The sequence below is a fragment of the Roseateles sp. GW821-FHT09H11 genome (assembly GCF_059415845.1).
The window spans coordinates 104,059-121,000 of record NZ_JBWKOA010000002.1; the positions used below are offsets into that span (position 1 = coordinate 104,059).

General features: G+C 68.6%; 18 protein-coding genes and 1 other RNA gene. 11 read left to right on the top strand and 8 right to left on the bottom strand.

Features of this window, described 5'->3' with window-relative positions; genetic code table 11:
• Window positions 1–11: 11 nt before the first annotated feature.
• Together AC07PR_RS07535 and ffs are read right to left on the bottom strand one after the other, a co-directional pair.
• Window positions 12–1,682, bottom strand: a complete 1,671-nt coding sequence (locus AC07PR_RS07535) for a DUF6538 domain-containing protein (RefSeq protein WP_495134919.1) — start codon at window positions 1,680–1,682, stop codon at window positions 12–14.
• A gap of 121 nt (window positions 1,683–1,803) precedes the next feature.
• Window positions 1,804–1,901: signal recognition particle sRNA small type (ffs, locus tag AC07PR_RS07540), an RNA gene on the bottom strand.
• 293 nt (window positions 1,902–2,194) lie between these two features.
• Between ffs and AC07PR_RS07545 the strand changes: the two genes are divergently transcribed.
• Window positions 2,195–2,617 (top strand): hypothetical protein, encoded by a 423-nt coding sequence (locus AC07PR_RS07545; protein ID WP_495134920.1) that lies wholly within the window; start codon window positions 2,195–2,197, stop codon window positions 2,615–2,617.
• A gap of 10 nt (window positions 2,618–2,627) precedes the next feature.
• Complete coding sequence (locus AC07PR_RS07550) at window positions 2,628–3,533, top strand: alpha/beta hydrolase (RefSeq protein WP_495134921.1); 906 nt, start codon at window positions 2,628–2,630, stop codon at window positions 3,531–3,533.
• Here the strand turns inward: AC07PR_RS07550 and AC07PR_RS07555 are convergent.
• Window positions 3,523–4,290: a class I SAM-dependent methyltransferase gene (locus AC07PR_RS07555; RefSeq protein ID WP_495135295.1), complete on the bottom strand. Its 768-nt coding sequence runs from the start codon at window positions 4,288–4,290 to the stop codon at window positions 3,523–3,525. The genes AC07PR_RS07550 and AC07PR_RS07555 overlap by 11 nt on opposite strands.
• A gap of 131 nt (window positions 4,291–4,421) precedes the next feature.
• Entirely contained in the window at window positions 4,422–4,799 is a 378-nt protein-coding gene (locus AC07PR_RS07560) for a SirB2 family protein (protein WP_377153053.1), read from the bottom strand.
• A gap of 162 nt (window positions 4,800–4,961) precedes the next feature.
• On the opposite strand from AC07PR_RS07560, the gene AC07PR_RS07565 reads away from it, so the two are divergent.
• Together AC07PR_RS07565 and AC07PR_RS07570 are read left to right on the top strand one after the other, a co-directional pair.
• Window positions 4,962–5,516 carry a hypothetical protein gene (locus AC07PR_RS07565; RefSeq protein ID WP_377153055.1) on the top strand — a complete coding sequence of 185 codons (555 nt, stop codon included), beginning with the start codon at window positions 4,962–4,964 and terminating at the stop codon, window positions 5,514–5,516.
• A gap of 10 nt (window positions 5,517–5,526) precedes the next feature.
• A complete protein-coding gene (locus AC07PR_RS07570; RefSeq protein ID WP_377153057.1) occupies window positions 5,527–5,931 on the top strand; it encodes a hypothetical protein in 405 nt (134 codons plus the stop codon).
• A gap of 49 nt (window positions 5,932–5,980) precedes the next feature.
• On the opposite strand, the gene AC07PR_RS07575 is transcribed toward AC07PR_RS07570, so the two are convergent.
• On the bottom strand, window positions 5,981–7,105 hold the full coding sequence (locus AC07PR_RS07575; protein ID WP_331613085.1) for an AIR synthase-related protein: 1,125 nt from the start codon (window positions 7,103–7,105) through the stop codon (window positions 5,981–5,983).
• Between the two features lie 107 nt (window positions 7,106–7,212).
• Here AC07PR_RS07575 and dnaX point away from each other — a divergent pair, with 107 nt between their 5' ends.
• From dnaX to AC07PR_RS07595, 4 genes are all read left to right on the top strand, one after another.
• Entirely contained in the window at window positions 7,213–9,510 is a 2,298-nt protein-coding gene (gene dnaX / locus AC07PR_RS07580) for a DNA polymerase III subunit gamma/tau (protein ID WP_495134922.1), read from the top strand.
• Between the two features lie 179 nt (window positions 9,511–9,689).
• Window positions 9,690–10,016 (top strand): YbaB/EbfC family nucleoid-associated protein, encoded by a 327-nt coding sequence (locus tag AC07PR_RS07585; RefSeq protein WP_431051755.1) that lies wholly within the window; start codon window positions 9,690–9,692, stop codon window positions 10,014–10,016.
• A 34-nt stretch (window positions 10,017–10,050) separates the two neighbouring features.
• Window positions 10,051–10,638, top strand: a complete 588-nt coding sequence (gene recR, locus AC07PR_RS07590) for a recombination mediator RecR (protein WP_483107157.1) — start codon at window positions 10,051–10,053, stop codon at window positions 10,636–10,638.
• A gap of 73 nt (window positions 10,639–10,711) precedes the next feature.
• Window positions 10,712–11,101: an MAPEG family protein gene (locus AC07PR_RS07595; protein WP_377153063.1), complete on the top strand. Its 390-nt coding sequence runs from the start codon at window positions 10,712–10,714 to the stop codon at window positions 11,099–11,101.
• A gap of 52 nt (window positions 11,102–11,153) precedes the next feature.
• Here AC07PR_RS07595 and AC07PR_RS07600 read toward each other — a convergent pair whose 3' ends face one another.
• A complete protein-coding gene (locus tag AC07PR_RS07600; RefSeq protein WP_377153065.1) occupies window positions 11,154–11,792 on the bottom strand; it encodes a TetR/AcrR family transcriptional regulator in 639 nt (212 codons plus the stop codon).
• 256 nt (window positions 11,793–12,048) lie between these two features.
• On the opposite strand from AC07PR_RS07600, the gene AC07PR_RS07605 reads away from it, so the two are divergent.
• Entirely contained in the window at window positions 12,049–12,756 is a 708-nt protein-coding gene (locus AC07PR_RS07605; RefSeq protein WP_495134923.1) for a DUF3313 domain-containing protein, read from the top strand.
• Between the two features lie 68 nt (window positions 12,757–12,824).
• Here the strand turns inward: AC07PR_RS07605 and AC07PR_RS07610 are convergent, their stop codons facing one another.
• Both AC07PR_RS07610 and gloB read right to left on the bottom strand, forming a co-directional pair.
• Entirely contained in the window at window positions 12,825–14,591 is a 1,767-nt protein-coding gene (locus AC07PR_RS07610) for a transglycosylase SLT domain-containing protein (protein ID WP_495134924.1), read from the bottom strand.
• Window positions 14,592–14,598: 7 nt separating this feature from the next.
• The gene (gene gloB / locus AC07PR_RS07615; protein ID WP_495134925.1) at window positions 14,599–15,384 is read right to left on the bottom strand and encodes a hydroxyacylglutathione hydrolase; all 786 of its coding nucleotides are present in this window, start codon (window positions 15,382–15,384) and stop codon (window positions 14,599–14,601) included.
• Window positions 15,385–15,410: 26 nt separating this feature from the next.
• On the opposite strand from gloB, the gene AC07PR_RS07620 reads away from it, so the two are divergent.
• Both AC07PR_RS07620 and rnhA read left to right on the top strand, forming a co-directional pair.
• Window positions 15,411–16,361, top strand: coding sequence for a class I SAM-dependent methyltransferase (locus AC07PR_RS07620; protein WP_377153072.1), 951 nt, complete (start codon window positions 15,411–15,413; stop codon window positions 16,359–16,361).
• 75 nt (window positions 16,362–16,436) lie between these two features.
• Window positions 16,437–16,925, top strand: coding sequence for a ribonuclease HI (rnhA, locus tag AC07PR_RS07625; protein WP_495134926.1), 489 nt, complete (start codon window positions 16,437–16,439; stop codon window positions 16,923–16,925).
• The last annotated feature ends 17 nt before the right edge of the window (window positions 16,926–16,942 follow it).

Consider the following 16,942-nt stretch of genomic DNA (forward strand, 5'->3'; position numbering starts at 1 on the left):
ACCCGCTGCCCCTATCGCGACGCGAGCGCGGGCTTGGGGTACGCGATGGGGAACTCTATCCCCTCATACTGAATCGTCTCAATGGCGGCCCGAAGCTGCGGCGTTTCAACATGGGTGTAGACCCTAGCGCCTGCACTTCCTTTCACCGTATGTCCCGTGAGGCGATCTTGGATGCTCAGCTCGACGCCCGCCGCCGTTAGCTTGCTGCGGACGGTATGACGCATGCTGTGAAAATCGGGGAACAGTGACTCGGCCTGGCCGGCCGGCTTCCGCAGTGTGCCGAACCAGTCAGAAAAATAGCCGCCAGGCTTTCCTTTGCGGAACTTCATTTCAGGCCACAGCTGGCCGGACGTAACGGAGGCTGCGTACTCCAGGAAGCCGAGGCGGACCAGCTGGCTATGGACGGGCACCACGCGGCGACGATGCTCGGTGTTCTTGAGCTGTTGCCCGTCAGTGTCTTCGGTGATGTGGATCAGTCCCGACCCGTCCGCAGCGACTTCAATATCGCTTTTCAGGAGTTGGCAAAGCTCCGATACGGCGGCCCCCGTGTACAGCCCCAGCAGCGGTACCCAATAGGCAGCGGCGCCGCCTCCCTTCCATGCAGTCTTGCCAACATCGGGAAGCTCATACGCTTTGAACAGCGGCAAAGCCAAGAATGCCTGCAGGTGAGCGTAGGTCCAAGGCCGTCGTGGGTTCTCCGTCTTGTACTTGATGTCCAGGCCGCGCCAGGGGTGCTTTGAGATGACCTCGATTTCTTCGTATGCAAAGCGCAGTAGGCCTTTGACGCTTGTCAGACGGTCATGAGCCGTCTTGCTGGACATGCGTTGTTCGGCGATCCTTGCGACCAGCCAGCTCTTGAACTCGACCCCATGTGCGCGCGTGACCTCGCCAACTAGAGTTGTGGCCTTGCCGAAGCATTCTTCGAACAGTCCCAGAGCGCGACCGCAGGCGCTTGCCGCGTCTGGGCCGCGGACTTCCGCGACCTTCCACTTGTCGTAGACCCCGCGCATAGTCAGGCCAGAAGGCTCGGCGGGGGAGGAGGTCGAGTGAGCATCTCCTGATGGAGCTGCGGCGGCCACTAGAGCTGTCACGGATGGCTCTGGCGGGGTATCCACAAGGTCGCCCGAATGGCGCGCCTCGACGCTTTGGATTGCCTTTAGGCGCGTCTTCACCAGTTCGCGCACCAGCACCCGGTAAAGCGGATCAGCCTCGCTAACGTCCCAACGGAGCCACCGCAGCCAAGCAGGCAGCACGTTGTCCACCGGTGTAGAGCTGCCGGACGCATTTGCGTCCCGGAGCTTCGCCTTCTCGATTCCGAGGGCAAGGGCCTGATTCTCCATTTGCTGAGCTGAGAGACCCTCAAGGCGCTGGGACTCGTCGGACTCCAGCATGCGCGCATACATGAGGTCGCACGCTTCCTTGATCAGGGCGGGTGAGAGCTTGACCGAGGGCAGGGGGCGCTGGGTGGCCTCTATGGCCTCTCGCTGCTGGTCGAACCGCTTCACCCATTCGGCGCGTAGTGCGGTCGCCCTAGAGTTCGCCAAGCGGAGGTCGGCGGTCTCAAGGGAGCAGCGATGTGCCCACTGGCCTGCGTAGAGGTGCTTGAGGTCGCTTGGAGTCTTGATGCCCCAGTGCCAGGACGTGCTACCGGGCCGCTTGACGACCCCCGTGGCTCGCTTCATGTCTACGCTCACTTTCGTCATGAGCGGACCCTGAAGTTACACACCATCGGTACACAGTCGGATGCTTGGAACCCCGATAAACACTGGGATCCCGCATGAACACTGGGGAAAAGGAAAGAAGGTTGACGAGCCTTACCCTCGGCACTGGTCACAACGGTTAGGGCTGCTTGGTTCCCCATCTGACCCGGTTGGCCGCGCTTCCATGCGAGGAGGCCCGTCACCTCGCATTCTATCCGAGCTTTCGAGGGGCTCCGGACGAGCCGCCCTCTATCGCGCCCTCGCGCGCGCCTCGCCGTGCGACCCGCGTGCGAACAAGACCACCCCGCCGTCGACTCACCCGTCGCGCCTGTGGTTAAATCCGTTCCGGACCTCGCGGGCGCCAGCCCTCCAGTGCCATCGCCGATTTACCAACTACTTGCGGGCGATCAACAAATGCGGCTAAAGCGTTGCGGCTCCGACTGCCCCCGGGCCGGCAAACGCCGGTGATCTCTGTGGGCTCTCGGAGTTTTTTCATGTCCGCTCGTCTCGCCCAGTTCGATTCGCTGCTGTCCCGCCGCCGCGCCGCTCGCGCCACCACCACCGCGCCCGCCCAGCCCCCGCGCACCCTGCGCGACCCCTGGGGCGAACCGGTCGCCGAGTTCTCCCGCTTCCCGTCCGACCTCGAACTGCTCAAGGCCGCGTTCCGCCTCCAGGCCGACGACTGGATCGGCGCGCTCGCCGACGACGGCCAATCCCAGCGCCTGAACGCCGCCTGGCGCCTCGCGCTGTTGCGCGCCGATCGCCATGGGCGCGCCCGCTTCTCGCGCGAGGTCGGCCCGCAGTGGCTCAGCTCGCCGCGCGTCGCGCGGCCCGGCGAACGTCCCGCCGCCCTGCGTCGCGAACTCCACGCCGCCGCCGTCCACCAGCTCTGGCTGGCCGGCTGGAAGCTGGTCTGATCGGATCACGATGAGACGGCTGGCGCGGATCCTCCTTGTGATCGTCGCGCTCGCCGTCCTCGGTGTGGGGGCGCTCTGGCTCGCAGGTCGGGAACTCGCCGCACCGGCTTTCCGCACGATCGGCGCGCCGCCGCCGGTGCTGCAGGCGCGGCAGATCCAGCTGGTGACGTCCTCCGACGTGCTCGTGTCGGGCTGGTGGAGCCCCGGTCGTCCCGGCCTCGGCGCCGTCCTGCTGCTGCACGGCGTGCGCGGCGATCGCCGCCAGATGCTGCGACGCGCGCAGCTGCTGCATCGTCAGGGACGCGGCGCGCTGTTGATCGACCTGCCCGGCCACGGTGAGAGCGGCGGCACCGCCATCACCTTCGGCTGGCGCGAGTCCGAAGCCGTCGTCGCCGCGCTCGAGTTCCTCGCCAAGGAGGCGCCTTGCGAGCGGCGTGGCGTCATCGGCGTCTCGCTGGGCGCCGCGTCGACCGTGCTGGCGCGAGACCGGCCGCAGATCGACGCCGTGGTGCTGGAGTCGATGTACCCGACGATCGAGGACGCGGTCTCCGACCGGCTCAAGCTGCATCTCGGCGATTGGGCCGGCGGACTGTCGCCGCTGCTGTTGTCGCAGTTGCCGCTTCAGCTCGACATCACCGCGCAGCAACTGCGCCCGATCGACCACATCGCCGAACTGAACGCGCCGCTGCTGGTGATCTCCGGCAGCAACGACCGCCACACCACCGCCGCGGAGACGCAGCGGCTCTTCGCCGCCGCCGCCGAACCCAAGTCCTTGTGGATGGTCCCGGGCGCGGCCCATGTGGACCTGTTCGACTTCGCGCCCGAGGACTACACCAGGCGGGTCTCCGCGTTCCTCGCGAACCGTCTGGAGAGTCCCACCTGCGTCCCCGACCTGGCGGCCGCGTTCACGCCGTGACGAGCCGCTCCGCGAGCCACGCCTCGGTGGCGTAGGGGAACGCGATCGTCGGCTCGCGCAGTTCCGCGTAGCGATCCTTCAAGGCGCGCAGCCGATCCGCGACGATCGCTTGTTCCGCCTCCGGCAGCGCGGCGATGAAGCTCACCGACAGGATGCGGTCGAGCACCACTTGCTCGAACGTTCCCACGTGGCTGTGCGGGAGCACCGTCCGCTGCAGCGGTCCGAAGAGCGACTGTCCCTCGAAGGGCTGCTTCCACGTGCCCTTGTAGAAGCGCGGCGCATCGCCCTCGTAGGGGGTGACGATCTCTGTGATCTCGGCGACCCAGTCGCGCGATTCGTCCCGCACATTCCAGATCAGGCCCAGTCGTCCGCCGGGCCGCAGCACACGATGCATCTCTCGCAGCGCCCGGTCGTTCGCGAACCAGTGGAAGGCCTGGGCGCAGACGAGCACGTCCGCATCGCCGTCGGCCAGCGGGATCGCCTCCGCCGTGCCCGCGAGCGCCCGCACGCCGGGCAGGCTTTCCGAGAGACGCGCGCGCATCGCGTCGACCGGCTCGACCGCCGTCACCGTCGCGCCGGTGCGCGCCAGCAGCTTCGTGAACTTGCCGGTGCCCGCGCCGAGATCGAGGACCCGCGCGCCCGCCTGGACGCCGAGCGCCTCGCCCAGCCAGCCGGCGAGGGCGTCGGGGTACTCGGGGCGACCGCGCTGGTAGTTGTCGGAGGCGCTCGTGTAGCCGCGCTGCGCGGCGTCGTGGATGGGGGGGTCGAGGGCATCGGACGATCCTACGCCCGGCTGGGCGAGGCGGCGTCAAGCCCGTGTCGTCGGTGTGATCGCCCGTCGACCGAACGGTCGTCCAGCGCCGATCCCTCGACGCATCGAGGCGCGTCTCAGAGCCCGAGCAAGACCTGACGCGTCACCGACACCGCCATCACATACGCGAGCGCCACCAGCGCGAGCACGTAGCCGAGGATGCGGAACTCCCCGCGCCCGAAGGCCCAGTGCCCGGTCGCGAAGTAGACGCCCAGCGCGATGAACTTCGCCGTCATCCAGGGCTCGTAGCGCGGGTCGTGGTGCAGCGCGCCCCACAGGCTCAGGCCGGACACGACGATCAGCACGTGGCTGCTGAACACCAGCGTGCGCAGCCGCTCGTCCGCCACCCACGCGGCGCCGAACTGATGCGCCAGCCCGCGGACGAGGAACAGCCCGATGCTGCACCACGCCAACAGCGCATGCATCTTGACCATCGGGCCGTAGAACCAGTCCATGACCAGGGAGCTTCGTCACCCGGCGGGGGGATGTCAACCTGGGGAACGCGAGGCGGGCAGGGCGCCCGGCAAATCCCCCGACTTCCCTCGGAAGAGGGCCCTCTCCGCATCCCCCGTCACCCACAACTTTGAGTCATGGCAGAACGCCTCTCGATTCCGAGAATGAGCGCATTGCATCGACGTGGGTCGGTGATGGAAAGGCAAGCAGCGATGTTGCAGCAAGTTGAAATCATGGAAGCGCCACAGATGGCGGCGCTGGAGTCGCACGCCACCGGTCGTGCGCGACCAGTGTGGGTGCACAGCAAGTCCCAGGCGCCGTATCTCTTCCGTCCGTGGATGAACCCCTGCGTGCCCGGCGAATGGCCTTATGACCTCCAGGCCTTGCGTGGCACGCAAGACTACGAAGACATCATCGACTGGTTCGCCCGCAAGCATCCGCATCTGCAGCGCGAGGACTTCGATACGGTCGACCGAGAGCTCGCCCGGTGCGCGGGGGGGCGGCAGATCAGTGTCCATGTGAAAAGGGATCCCGAGGAGTACGACCTGCTCTTGATGTTCACGCTCTTCGGCTATCCGCCGACTTCTGGCTACCCCTACGCGGAGGTTGAGGCATTTGAAGCATTGCACACGACGGTGCCGGCAATAGATCGCCTCTGGCTGACAGCGTTGGTCCGTACCTGCCCCGGTCGCTATGAGGACCGCCATCTGGTGAGGTGAGGACAGCGCAATGACAGTTTTCGATCCTGATGAGGTCCTTGTCGTCGCGCAACACTTGTTGACGCGAAACGACGAAGCGAGCAACCGCAGTGCAGTGTCGCGCGCCTACTATGGTGTGTTCCTGAGGGCGCGCGACATGGCGAACATTTCTGATCGGCATCCCAAGGTTCATCGATGGACCCTGGAGCACTACGAGCGAGAAGGGGAGAAGGCACTGGCCAAGAACTTGCGACTGCTGCGCGAGAGCAGGAACGACGCTGATTACGCGACCGATCGCCATGTGAGTCAACAGGACACCGATGACGCAATGAGGCGGTCCCGTCAGATCCGCGCCCAGCTCCAGGTGATCGCGGGCCGCGAGAAGTACCGCCTCGAACGAGGAAACAAGGTCGCGACCACAAATCCACCTGCATGAACGACGAAGGGCGCCTCAGCGCCCTTCATTCCTTCAGACCTGACCCCGCTCAGCGCAGTTGCAGATCGTCATCCCCGAAGCGGATGTCCAGCGGCTCGATCAGCAGCTGCTTCTCGCCATCCTCGACGCGGCCCGCGTCCCATGCGTCGATGCCGCAGGCCTTGGCGATCTCCACCACCTTCGCCGCCTGGTCCGCCTTCACGAAGATGGCGAAACCGGCGCCCATGTTCAGCGTCGAATAGGCCTCGCGGTCGTCCTGCTGCGCGTGGTCCTGGATGAACTTCAGCACCGGCGTCACCGGCGGCACCGTGTGGATGCGGTACGTGAACTTGCCGGGGTGGCGCAGCAGCTTGCGCCAGCCGTGGCCCGTGATGTTGGCGCAGTAGTGCGGCGTGATGCCGGCCTTGTACAGCGCCTCGGTCACCGGCGAGTACAGCGCCGTCGGCGCCAGCAGCGCGTCGCCGTAGGTCAGGCCCGGCTGCACCTCGGTCAGGTAGCCCTGCGGCAGGCGCTCCGTCAGCTTGCGCGCCAGGCTCAGGCCGTTGGCGTGGATGCCCGACGAGGCCAGCAGCACGATCGCGTCGCCCGCGCCCAGCTTGTCGCCGACCGACAGGCGTTCCTTCGGATTGATCAGGCCGGTGCAGGACGCGGCCAGATCGATGCGGCCACCTTCGACGATGCCCGCCAGCGCCGGCGTCTCGCCACCGCCCCAGGCGACCTGGCAGACGTCACAGGCCTTCTTCCAGCCCGCCACCAGCGCCTGCGCGCGCTGCGCGTCGCCGAACCAGTCCGAGCCGCCCGCGGCCCAGTAGGCCTGCACCACCAGCGGCGTCGCGCCAACCGTGATCAGGTCGTTCACCGCCATCGCGATCGTGTCCTGCGCGATGCCGTCGTAGTAGCTCTTGCCGGTCAGCGTCGCCATTTCGTCGGCCACCAGCGTCTTCGTGCCCAGGCACTCGACGATCGACGCGATGTAGAACGGACCCACGTCGACGACGTACGCCGACTCGCCGCGCGATGCCTTCACCTCGGTGAAGCCGTGGGCGCTCAGGTGGCCGGCGGTCGCGGCCGCGGCGCGCTGGGCGCTGATCTTCAGCGGGTCGATCAGGTCGTAGTTGACGCCGGCCTGTTCGTAGCTCAGCGTGCCGGAGGAGGGATCGTGCGGGGTGCTCATGGGCGCGGATTATCCGTCAGCGCCGAACGCCTCTCCTGACAAACCCGGACGCGTTCCCGCCGCCGCCTGTCCGGGCGTGCCAGGCCGCCCCCGTAGAATGCCCCGCCATGAGTTACCAGGTCCTCGCACGCAAGTACCGCTCCCGCACGTTCGAGGAGCTGATGGGTCAGGAACACGTCGTGCAGGCCCTGGCCAACGCGCTGACGCAGCAGCGCCTGCACCACGCCTATCTGTTCACCGGCACGCGGGGCGTCGGCAAGACCTCGGTGTCGCGGATCCTGGCCAAGTCGCTGAACTGCGTCGGACCGGACGGCACCGGCGGCATCACCGCCCAGCCCTGCAACGTCTGCGACGCCTGCCGCGACATCGACGCCGGCCGCTTCGTCGACTACGTCGAGCTGGATGCCGCCTCCAACCGCGGCGTGGAGGAGATCTCCCAGCTGCTGGACCAGGCCGTCTACAAGCCGGTCATCGGGCGCTTCAAGGTCTACATGATCGACGAAGTGCACATGCTCTCGAACACCGCCTTCAACGCGATGCTGAAGACGCTGGAGGAGCCGCCCGAGTACCTGAAGTTCGTGCTGGCGACGACCGATCCGCAGAAGGTCCCGGTGACCGTGCTGTCGCGCTGCCTGCAGTTCAACCTGCGCCCGATGGCGCCGCAGACGGTGCTGGAGCACCTGACGCGCGTGCTCTCCAACGAGCACGTCCCGAACGAGCCCGGCGCCCTGCGCCTGCTCGCCCGCGCCGCGCGCGGCTCGATGCGCGACGCGCTGTCGCTGACCGACCAGGCGATCGCCTTCGGCTCCGGCGAGCTCAAGGAAGCCGGCGTGCGCCAGATGCTGGGCAGCGTCGACCGCGGCCATGTGCTGGGCATCCTGAACGCGTTGATCGCGGGCGATGGCGCCTCGCTGGTCGGCGCGTCGGACCGGTTGCGAGACATGGGCCTGTCGGCGGGCGGCACGCTGGAGGATCTGGCGGTCGCGCTGCAGCATCTGGCGGTCGCGCAGGCGGCGCCGGGCGCGCTCGACGCGGGCGATCCCGACCTGGCCGAACTGCTGCCGCTGGCGAGCCAGCTGCCGGCGGATGAGATTCAGCTGATGTACAGCATGGCGCTGCATGGCCGGCAGGAACTGCCGCTGGCGCCGGACGAGTACGCCGGACTCACGATGGTGCTGCTGCGCATGATGGCGTTCCGGCCGAACGGGCAGGGCGCGCGTCAGCCGTCGGCGCCCGAAGGCGCGGCGCGTCCCGCGCCGGCCTCTGCTGCGAGCGCCGCGCCGGTCGCTCGTCCGCCCGCCGCGCCCGCGCCGCAAGCCGCGGCACCGCTGCCGGTCGCGCCTGCTCCGGCGCCCGCCGTGCCGCGCGTTGCCGAAGCGGCGGCGCCCGAACCCGAACCCGAGCCTGCGGAAGCGCCCGCAGCGGCGCCGGCCCCTGAGTCGCCCGCTCCGGCGGCCGCAGTCGCTGAAGCGCCGCCTTACGCCGCTGCGCCGGCGCCTGCGGAGCTTGCAGAGCCTGCCGTTGCGCGACCGCCTGAGCATGCGCCTGCGCCTGCGCCGACACCGGTGGCGGCGGCACCCGCCCCTGAACCCGTGCCGGCACCTGCCCCTGAACCCGTGCCGGCACCTGCCCCTGAACCCGTGCCTGCACCAGCGCCGGCGCCAGTGCAGGCAGCGCCGCGCGCACCCGCTCCGTCGGGTCCGTTGCGCGCCGCCACCGCGGGCGCGCCCGCGACCCGTTTCAGCGAGCGCCTGCGCCCGCGCGCCGCGCCGCTGCCCGCCGCGAAGGCCGAGGCCGACGGCGAGGAGCCCGAGGACCTGTCCCCGCCGCACGATGACGACGGTCCGCCGCCCTGGATGGACGTGCCGCCGCCGTCCGATGAGGAAGCGTCCGTTGGCATGTCGATGCCGGACATGGACGATCCGATGCCGTCGTCCGGCGATTCAGGCGGCGGCAGCGGTGGCGGCAACGGCATCTACGTGTCGACTGCGATCGAAGAGGTCGAACTCGTGCCGACGGCGCTGGGCGAGCGCTGGTACGCGGTCGTGCCCCAACTGGGCCTGAACGCGCTGGCGCGCGAGCTGGCGCTGCAGGCCGAATGCCTGGAGATCGACGAGACCGCCGAGCCGCAACGCTGGCGTTTCCGCGTCGAGCGCGAATCGCTGCGCCAACCCGGCCTGCTGGAGAAGCTGCAGTCGGTGCTCGCGGGCTTCGTCGGCAAGCCGGTGCGGGTCGACATCGAAGCCGGCCGCGCGTCCGATTCGCCCGCGCTGCGCGACACGCAGGCCACGCGCGCCCGCCAGCGGCAGGCGGAGTCCATCATCCTGGAAGATCCGGAAGTCCAGCAGCTGCTCGCGCAGTTCAAGACGGCGCGGATCCTGCCGGGCTCGATCAAGCCGGTCTGAAGATCCGGCCGCGGACCGCCGACCTTCGACCGCAGACGGCCGATCGCAGGACCCCACGACGCGGCGCCAGCGCAGGCGCGCGCCGTGGGCGACAATCCTGCCCATCGCATCGACCTCCGGGTCATCTCCGGGGCGGCCCTCCACCGCCCCATTGAATCTCTGAACAAGGAATCACGATCATGATGAAGGGTCAACTCGCAGGCCTGATGAAGCAGGCGCAGGCGATGCAGGACAACCTGAAGAAGGCGCAGGACGAGCTCGCCAACATCGAGGTCGAAGGCCAGTCCGGCGCCGGCCTGGTGAAGGTCACGATGACCTGCAAGCACGACGTCAAGCGCGTCGCCATCGACCCCAGCCTGCTGGCCGATGACAAGGACATGCTGGAGGACCTCGTCGCCGCCGCGTTCAACGACGCCGTGCGCCGCGCCGAGCAGGTCAGCTCGGAGAAGATGGGCAAGCTGACTGCCGGCATGCCCATGCCCCCGGGCATGAAGTTCCCGTTCTGATCGCCGTTCTGATCATCGATCGGATCGGACTGCGGTGACCGCGCTCGAGCAATTGATCGAGGCCCTGCGGCGCCTGCCCGGCGTGGGCCAGAAGTCGGCCCAGCGCATGGCCTACCACCTGCTGCAGCACGACCGCGCTGGCGCCGACGCGCTGGCCCGCGCGCTGCAATCCGCGGCGACCAACGTGCGGCATTGCGAGCGGTGCCACACCTTCAGCGAAGCGCCGCTGTGCCCGATCTGCTCGGACCGGCAGCGCGACGCGCGGCTGCTGTGCGTGGTCGAGTCGCCGGCCGACCAGGCCGCGATGGAGCGCACCGCCTCCTACTTCGGCTACTACTTCGTGCTGCAGGGCCGGATCAGTCCGCTGGATGGCGTGTCCACGCGCGAGATCGGCGTCGATCAACTGCTGGAGCGCGCCGCCGACGGGCAGGTGGAGGAGGTGATCCTCGCCACCAGCTTCACCGCCGAAGGCGAGGCGACCGCGCATGTGCTGGCCGAGGCGCTGCGCGCGCGCGGCCTGCGCAGCACGCGGCTGGCGCGCGGCGTGCCGGTGGGCAGCGAGCTCGAGTACGTCGACCTCGGCACCATCGCGCATGCGCTGGTGGATCGCCGGTCCACCTGACGCATCAGCTCCGGCGCGACCCCTTGATGCGGACCGTCGACGCACCGTCTCCCGACCCGGTGAGGGATACCCCATGACCATCGCCAACTACTGTCTGATCGTCGCGTGCCTGATGCCGGTGCTGTGCGCCGCGCTGGCCAAGTCCAAGGGCTTCGGCAAGCGCCGCCGCGACGGCGGCTTCGACAATCACGACCCGCGTGGCTGGCTGACGCGGCAGGGCGGCTGGCAGGCCCGCGCGAACGCGGCGCAGGCCAACAGCTTCGAATCGCTGCCGCTGTTCATCGCCGGCGTGCTGGCCGCGCAGCAGATGCAGCACGCGCAGTCGCGCATCGACCTGCTGGCGATCGCTTTCGTGGTCACGCGCGTCGTGTATGTCGCGCTCTACATCGCCGACCAGCCGAGCCTGCGCAGCCTCGCCTGGGCGGTCGGCACGGCGCTCAGCGTGGCGCTGTTCTTCGCCTGACTTAGGCTGACCCTCGCCCGACCCTCGCCCGACCTTCGCCTGACGATGCGATTCAGCGCTCGGGGCGAGCTTCGTCCCGTGGCTTCGCGCCGCCCAGGAACATGTCGACGGCGCGCATCGCGCGCTGCTCGATCTCGGCGCGCGACATCTGGCGCGGGCTTCTCTCATACAAGCGCTGCCCCGTCTCCGCGGTCAGCAGCGACATGAACTGCATCGCCGTGATCGTCGGATCCAGCTTGCGGATGACGCCGCGCTGCATGGCCTCGGCGAACAGCCGGGTCAGGGCGTCGACAAGCTGCTGGGGACCCGCGCGGTGGAACAGGGGACCCAGGTCCGATCGGCCCGCTTCCGCCATCACCATCCGGTAGACCAGGATTGCGCGACGGTCGTTGAGCATCACCTGCAGCACGCAGGTGCCCGCCTTCGTCAGTAGCGGCGCGAGCGCCGGGCCGCCATCGATCGCCGCCTCGACGATCGCCGTGGCTTCCGCCAGATGCGCCGTGGCGAAGGCTTCCACCACGGCGACGAACAGCTCCTCCTTGGACGGGAAATAGCCGTAGAGCGTGGCCTTCGACCCGCCGAGCCGCCGCGCCAGTTCGCTCATCGACGTCCCCTCGTAGCCCGCTTCCTCGAAGAGCTCGACAGCGGCTTCGATGATGGATTCCCGTCTTGCCTGGGTCCTCACTCGCATCGTTGATCTCCAAAACAGTACGGATCTGTACATTTAACTTGACACCACAACGGCCGCTTCAATACCGTACGGATCCGTACCGTATTGTATTGGAGCGCCCGATGCTGAGCTACTTCCTGCACCTGATCGACCTTCTGGGGTTGTGGCTGCTGCTGCTGTTGCCGCGCAAGCGGCCGAGGCGGCGCGGCGCGCGTCGCTGACACGTCTCCGAACGACACGGACTGTGTGCCCCCCACCCATTCTTGAAGGTGATCCGATGACCCGTTTTCCCACTTGCCGCCTCGTCCCGCGCGGGCTCTCCCTGCGTGGCCTACCCCTGCGCCGCCTGATCCTGCTGGCCGTCGTGGCCGCGGTGTCGACCGGCTGCGCCAGCCCGCAGCCCTATCCCTATGCCGGCCTGGCGTCCACGCCCGAGCTCCGTCCCAACCCTGCCGACGACAGCGGACATGTGCCTTACCGCCTGCCCAGGACCGTGGACTGGGGGCAGTACGGCTCGGTCATCGTGGACCCGGTGATCGTGTATCGAGGCGCCGACCATCAGTTCGAGGACATCTCGGACGACGACAAGGCCGTGCTGGCGGGTGAGATGCGGCGGGTCTTCGCCGCGGAGTTGAAGCAGCGGTTCAGGCTGACGACCGTTCCCGACGTCGGCACGCTGCTCGTGCGCCTGACCTTGACCGGCGCGAAGACGACCACGCGGGTCGTCAGCACCTTCACCCGGTTCGACCTGGCGGGCGGACCGTACAACGCGGTGCAGGCGGTCCGCGGCAAGGAAGGCGCGTTCACCGGCTCGATCTCTTACGCGGTCGAGATCCTGGATGCCTCGACGCAGGAGCTGCTCGGGGCCTACGTCACCAAGCAGTACCCCAACGCGTGGAACCTGGGTGCCACCTTCGGCAGGCTCGACGCGGCCCGGGTCGGTATCGACAAGGGCGCGGAGGACCTGCTGGCGCAGTTGCGGTGACCGGCGATTCCCGATGAACGACGGGCGCTCGATCGAGCGCCCGTTCTTCTCCTGGCGCGCGCCGTGGATCAGCGCAGCGCCGTCTTCGTCGCCACGGTGCGACCGCCCTTGCCGTCGCTGGCGGCGACCTTGGCGCTGCGGGTCTTCGCGCCGGCCTTGGCCGGCTTGTTGGCCGCGCTCGACGCGACCTTGGTGACCTTCGCCGACTTCATCGTCTTGCTCGACGAGGACTTCGACGGCGCGGCCGACGCTTCCGCCGCGGCGAGCTGCTGGCCTTCACGCACGTAGGCGACGACCTGCTGGCCCGGCTTGAAAGTGGCCTTGGTGCTGACGCGGTTCCACTGCGCCAGCTGCGTCGTGCCCAGGCGGTAGCGGCGCGCGATGCTGGCCACCGTGTCGCCCTTGTTGGCCTTGAGCGTGACGCGGCGCATCGGCGGCACGTCGGGCGCGAAGCCGATGCGGGCGTTGTCGGCCAGGTGCTCGGACACGTCCTGGTCGCGCGACGCGGTGCGCGGCACCAGCAGTGTCGAGCCCTTGGTCACCAGCATCCGCGCCGGGATGCGGTTGATCTCGCGCAGGCCGGTCTCGCTCATGCCGACCTGCTTCGCGGCATCCGCCGGCTTCATCGTCTTCGGCACGACCCAGGCCGTCCACGACGCCAGCGGGCCGCGGTGCTTCTCGAGGTTGGCGACGAAGGTGCTGGCGTTGTCGTAGGGCAGCAGCAGCTGGCCGCTGCTGGCCGCCAGGATCACCGGCTTGTTCATCGACGGGTTGAACTGGCGGAAGGTCTCCTCGTCCAGTTCGGCCAGTTGCGCGGCGCGCGTGACGTCCATGTCGCGGTCGATGTTGACCGACAGGAAATACGGATGGTTCGCCACCGCCGGCAGCTCCAGGCCGTAGGCCTCGGGGCGCATCACGATGTTCTTCACCGCCTGCAGCTTGGGCAGGTAGTAGCGCGTCTCGTCGGGCATGCGCAGGCTGTCGTAGTCGATCGGCAGGCCGGCCTTCTGGTTGCGCGCGACTGCCTTGCTGACGTTGCCCTGGCCCCAGTTGTAGGCGGCCAGCGCCAGCTGCCAGTCGCCGTCGAACAGCTTGTTCAGGCGCTGCAGGTAGTCCAGTGCCGCCTTGGTCGAGGCCAGCACGTCGCGGCGGTCGTCGCGGAAGATGTTCTGCTTCAGGTCGAAGTCGCGACCCGTGGCGGGCATGAATTGCCACATGCCGACGGCCTTCGCGCTGGACTGAGCGTCGTTGCGGAACGCGCTCTCGACGAAGGGCAGCAGCGCCAGCTCCATCGGCATGCCGCGCTTCTGGACTTCCTCGACCACGTGATAGAGGTAGAGGCTGCCGCGGCCGGTCATGCGCGCGACGTAGTCGGGCCGGCTGCTGTACCAGTCCTCGGCCTTGCGGACCAGGTCATTGTCAAGCTCGGGCATCGCCATGCCGGCGCGCATCCGCGCCCACAGGTCGACGTGCGTCTTCGGGGCGTCGAGGTCGACCTTCTCGCCGGGGTTCAGGTTGTCCTCGAGCAGGACGTCCAGCTTCTCTTCCGGTGCCGTGGCGACGCGCGCCACCGGCGTGGCCGGCGACGGGACGGCGGAGGCCGCGGACTCGACCGCCTGCACCGTCTGCTGCGCGACCGCCTGGGCTTCCTGGTTGTCGGCCCGCGGCGCGTTCGTCGCGCAGGCGGCCAGCACCAGGGGCAGCAGCGCGGCGATCAGCGTCAACGCGGGACGTTTCGCGGTGCCGTGGGCGGAAGGGGGGGAGGCGGCGTCCGCGCCGGTCGCGGCGCGGTGGGAACGGGCGGTCGTGCGGGGCGGGGTCAGGTGTCGATGCATCGGAGGCTCAGCGAAATTCGTTCTTCCATTGACGCAGTCCGGCCAGGACCGAGACCGGCTGCGAGGTGACGCGCGGATCGCGGCGCTGGGCGGCCTCGCGGACGGCGGCGTGCTCGCAGCGCAGGAAGGGGTTGATCTGGAGCTCCACGGCGATGGTGGAGGGCAGGGTGGGCAGCGACTGCTCGCGCCGGGCCAGACACCAGGCCTCGTGTCGCGCGACCGCCTCGTTCTGGGGCTCGACTGTGCGAGCAAAACGCAGATTCGACAAGGTGTACTCGTGCGCACAGCAAACGCGGGTTTCCCCGGGGAGTGCCGCGAGCTTGGACAGCGACTCGTGCATCTGCGCGGGCGTGCCCTCGAAGAGCCGGCCGCAGCCGGCGGAGAACAGCGTGTCGCCGCAGAACAGGATCGGCGCGCCGCCATCGGTGGGCTGCTTCAACACGAAAGCGATGTGACCGGCGGTGTGACCGGGGACGTCGAGCACGTCGACGACCTGGCCGAGGACCTCGAAGCGGTCGCCTTCGCTCAACGGTTCGACGGGCACTGGCATGCTTTCGCCAGCGGGCCCCCAGATCTTTGCGCCCTCGGCCAGCAAGGGCATCAACTCGCGCAGGCCGCCGACATGATCGGCATGGTGATGGGTCACTAGAATGCCCTGCAGGTCCAGTCCCAGCGAGCGCAGCGCCTCCTTCACCGGTGCGGCGTCGCCCGGGTCGACCACGAGCGCCGACCGGCCGTCATGCAGCAGCCAGAGATAGTTGTCTGTGAAGGCGGGAACGGCGACCAGGTTCATGCAGGCAAGGGGATCAGGTCCCAGCGATGAAGACTCCGGGCCAGGACGACGACAGCGACGAGAAGCCGCCGATTGTAGAGGCGCACTTCCGGCCGGACACCGCCGCGGCGGAGTTCGCGCACTGGTTGCGCACGCCTGCCGGGCGCTACCTGCTCGCGTGGGAACAGCGCTTCATCGATGCCGCCGTCATCGACTGGTTCGGGTATCACGCGCTGCAGCTCGGCTTCCCGCAACTGCACGGCCTGCGGACCAACCGCATGACCAACCGCTGGCTGGCGCTGAACCACCGGCCCTTCGAGGACGGCGTCGCCGGCCCGCCGCGGCAGGGACTGAGCGTCCATCCGCTGGAGTACCAGCCCGAGCCGCAGGCCGAACTCGCCCCGGGCCTGAACGGCGCGGGCCGCGCGGCGGTCTATTGCGAGTTCGATGCGCTGCCGTTCGAGTCCAACAGCCTGGACCTGGTGCTGCTGCCGCACACGCTGGAACAGGCGGCCGACCCGCACCGTTGCCTGCGCGAGGTGGAGCGCGTGCTGCGTCCCGAGGGGCGCGTCGTGATCCTCGGCATGAACCCCGCCAGCCTGTGGGCGGTGAGGCAGAATCTGGCCCGCGTCAACGGTCGCATGCTGGGCCGCCCGCCGCGGCTCTACCTGCCGGAGGAGCGCGAGTACCTCGGCTACTGGCGCTTGCGCGACTGGCTGCGGCTGCTGTCCTTCGACGTCGAACGCGCGCAGTTCGGTTGCTACCGGCCGCCGCTGCTCAGCGATGCGTGGCTCGCGCGCTGGCAGTGGATCGAGAAGCCCGGCGGCAAGTGGTGGACGGTGCTCGGCGCGCTGTACGGCGTGATCGCGGTCAAGCGCGTGCACGGCATGCGGCTGATCGGCCTGGCGCGCGGCAAGAAGCGCGCCGCCAAGACGGCTCCGGCGGTCGCGGCGGTCCACCATCACCATCATCATCGCGACGATGCCGAGGTCGATTGATCCTCACGCCATCCCGGCTGTCGGGCGCGTGATCCCGACCCGACTTCGACGTTCCAGTTCCTTTCCGACTCCTTCATGACCGATACCTCCGCTTCTCCTGATCCCGCTCCCGCCGCGCCGAAGATCGCCAAGCCGCCCGTCGTCATCTACACCGACGGCGCCTGCAAGGGCAACCCAGGCCCGGGCGGCTGGGGCGCGTGGCTCAAGAGCGGCGACCACGAGAAGGAACTGTTCGGCGGCGAGCGCAACACGACGAACAACCGCATGGAGCTGACGGCGGTGATCGAGGCGCTGACCTCGCTCAAGCGCAGCTGCAACATCGTGATCTACACGGACAGCGAGTACGTCCGCAAGGGCATGACCGAGTGGATCTCGGGCTGGCAGCGCCGCGGCTGGAAGACGGCGGACGGCAAGCCGGTGAAGAACGCCGACCTGTGGCAGCGCCTGGAGGCGCTGCGCAAGCTGCACACGGTCGAGTGGCGCTGGGTCAAGGGCCACGCCGGCGATCCGGGCAACGAACGCGCGGATGCGTTGGCGAACAAGGGTGTGCTGGTCGCCAAGTAGGCCGCGCGCCGATCGCG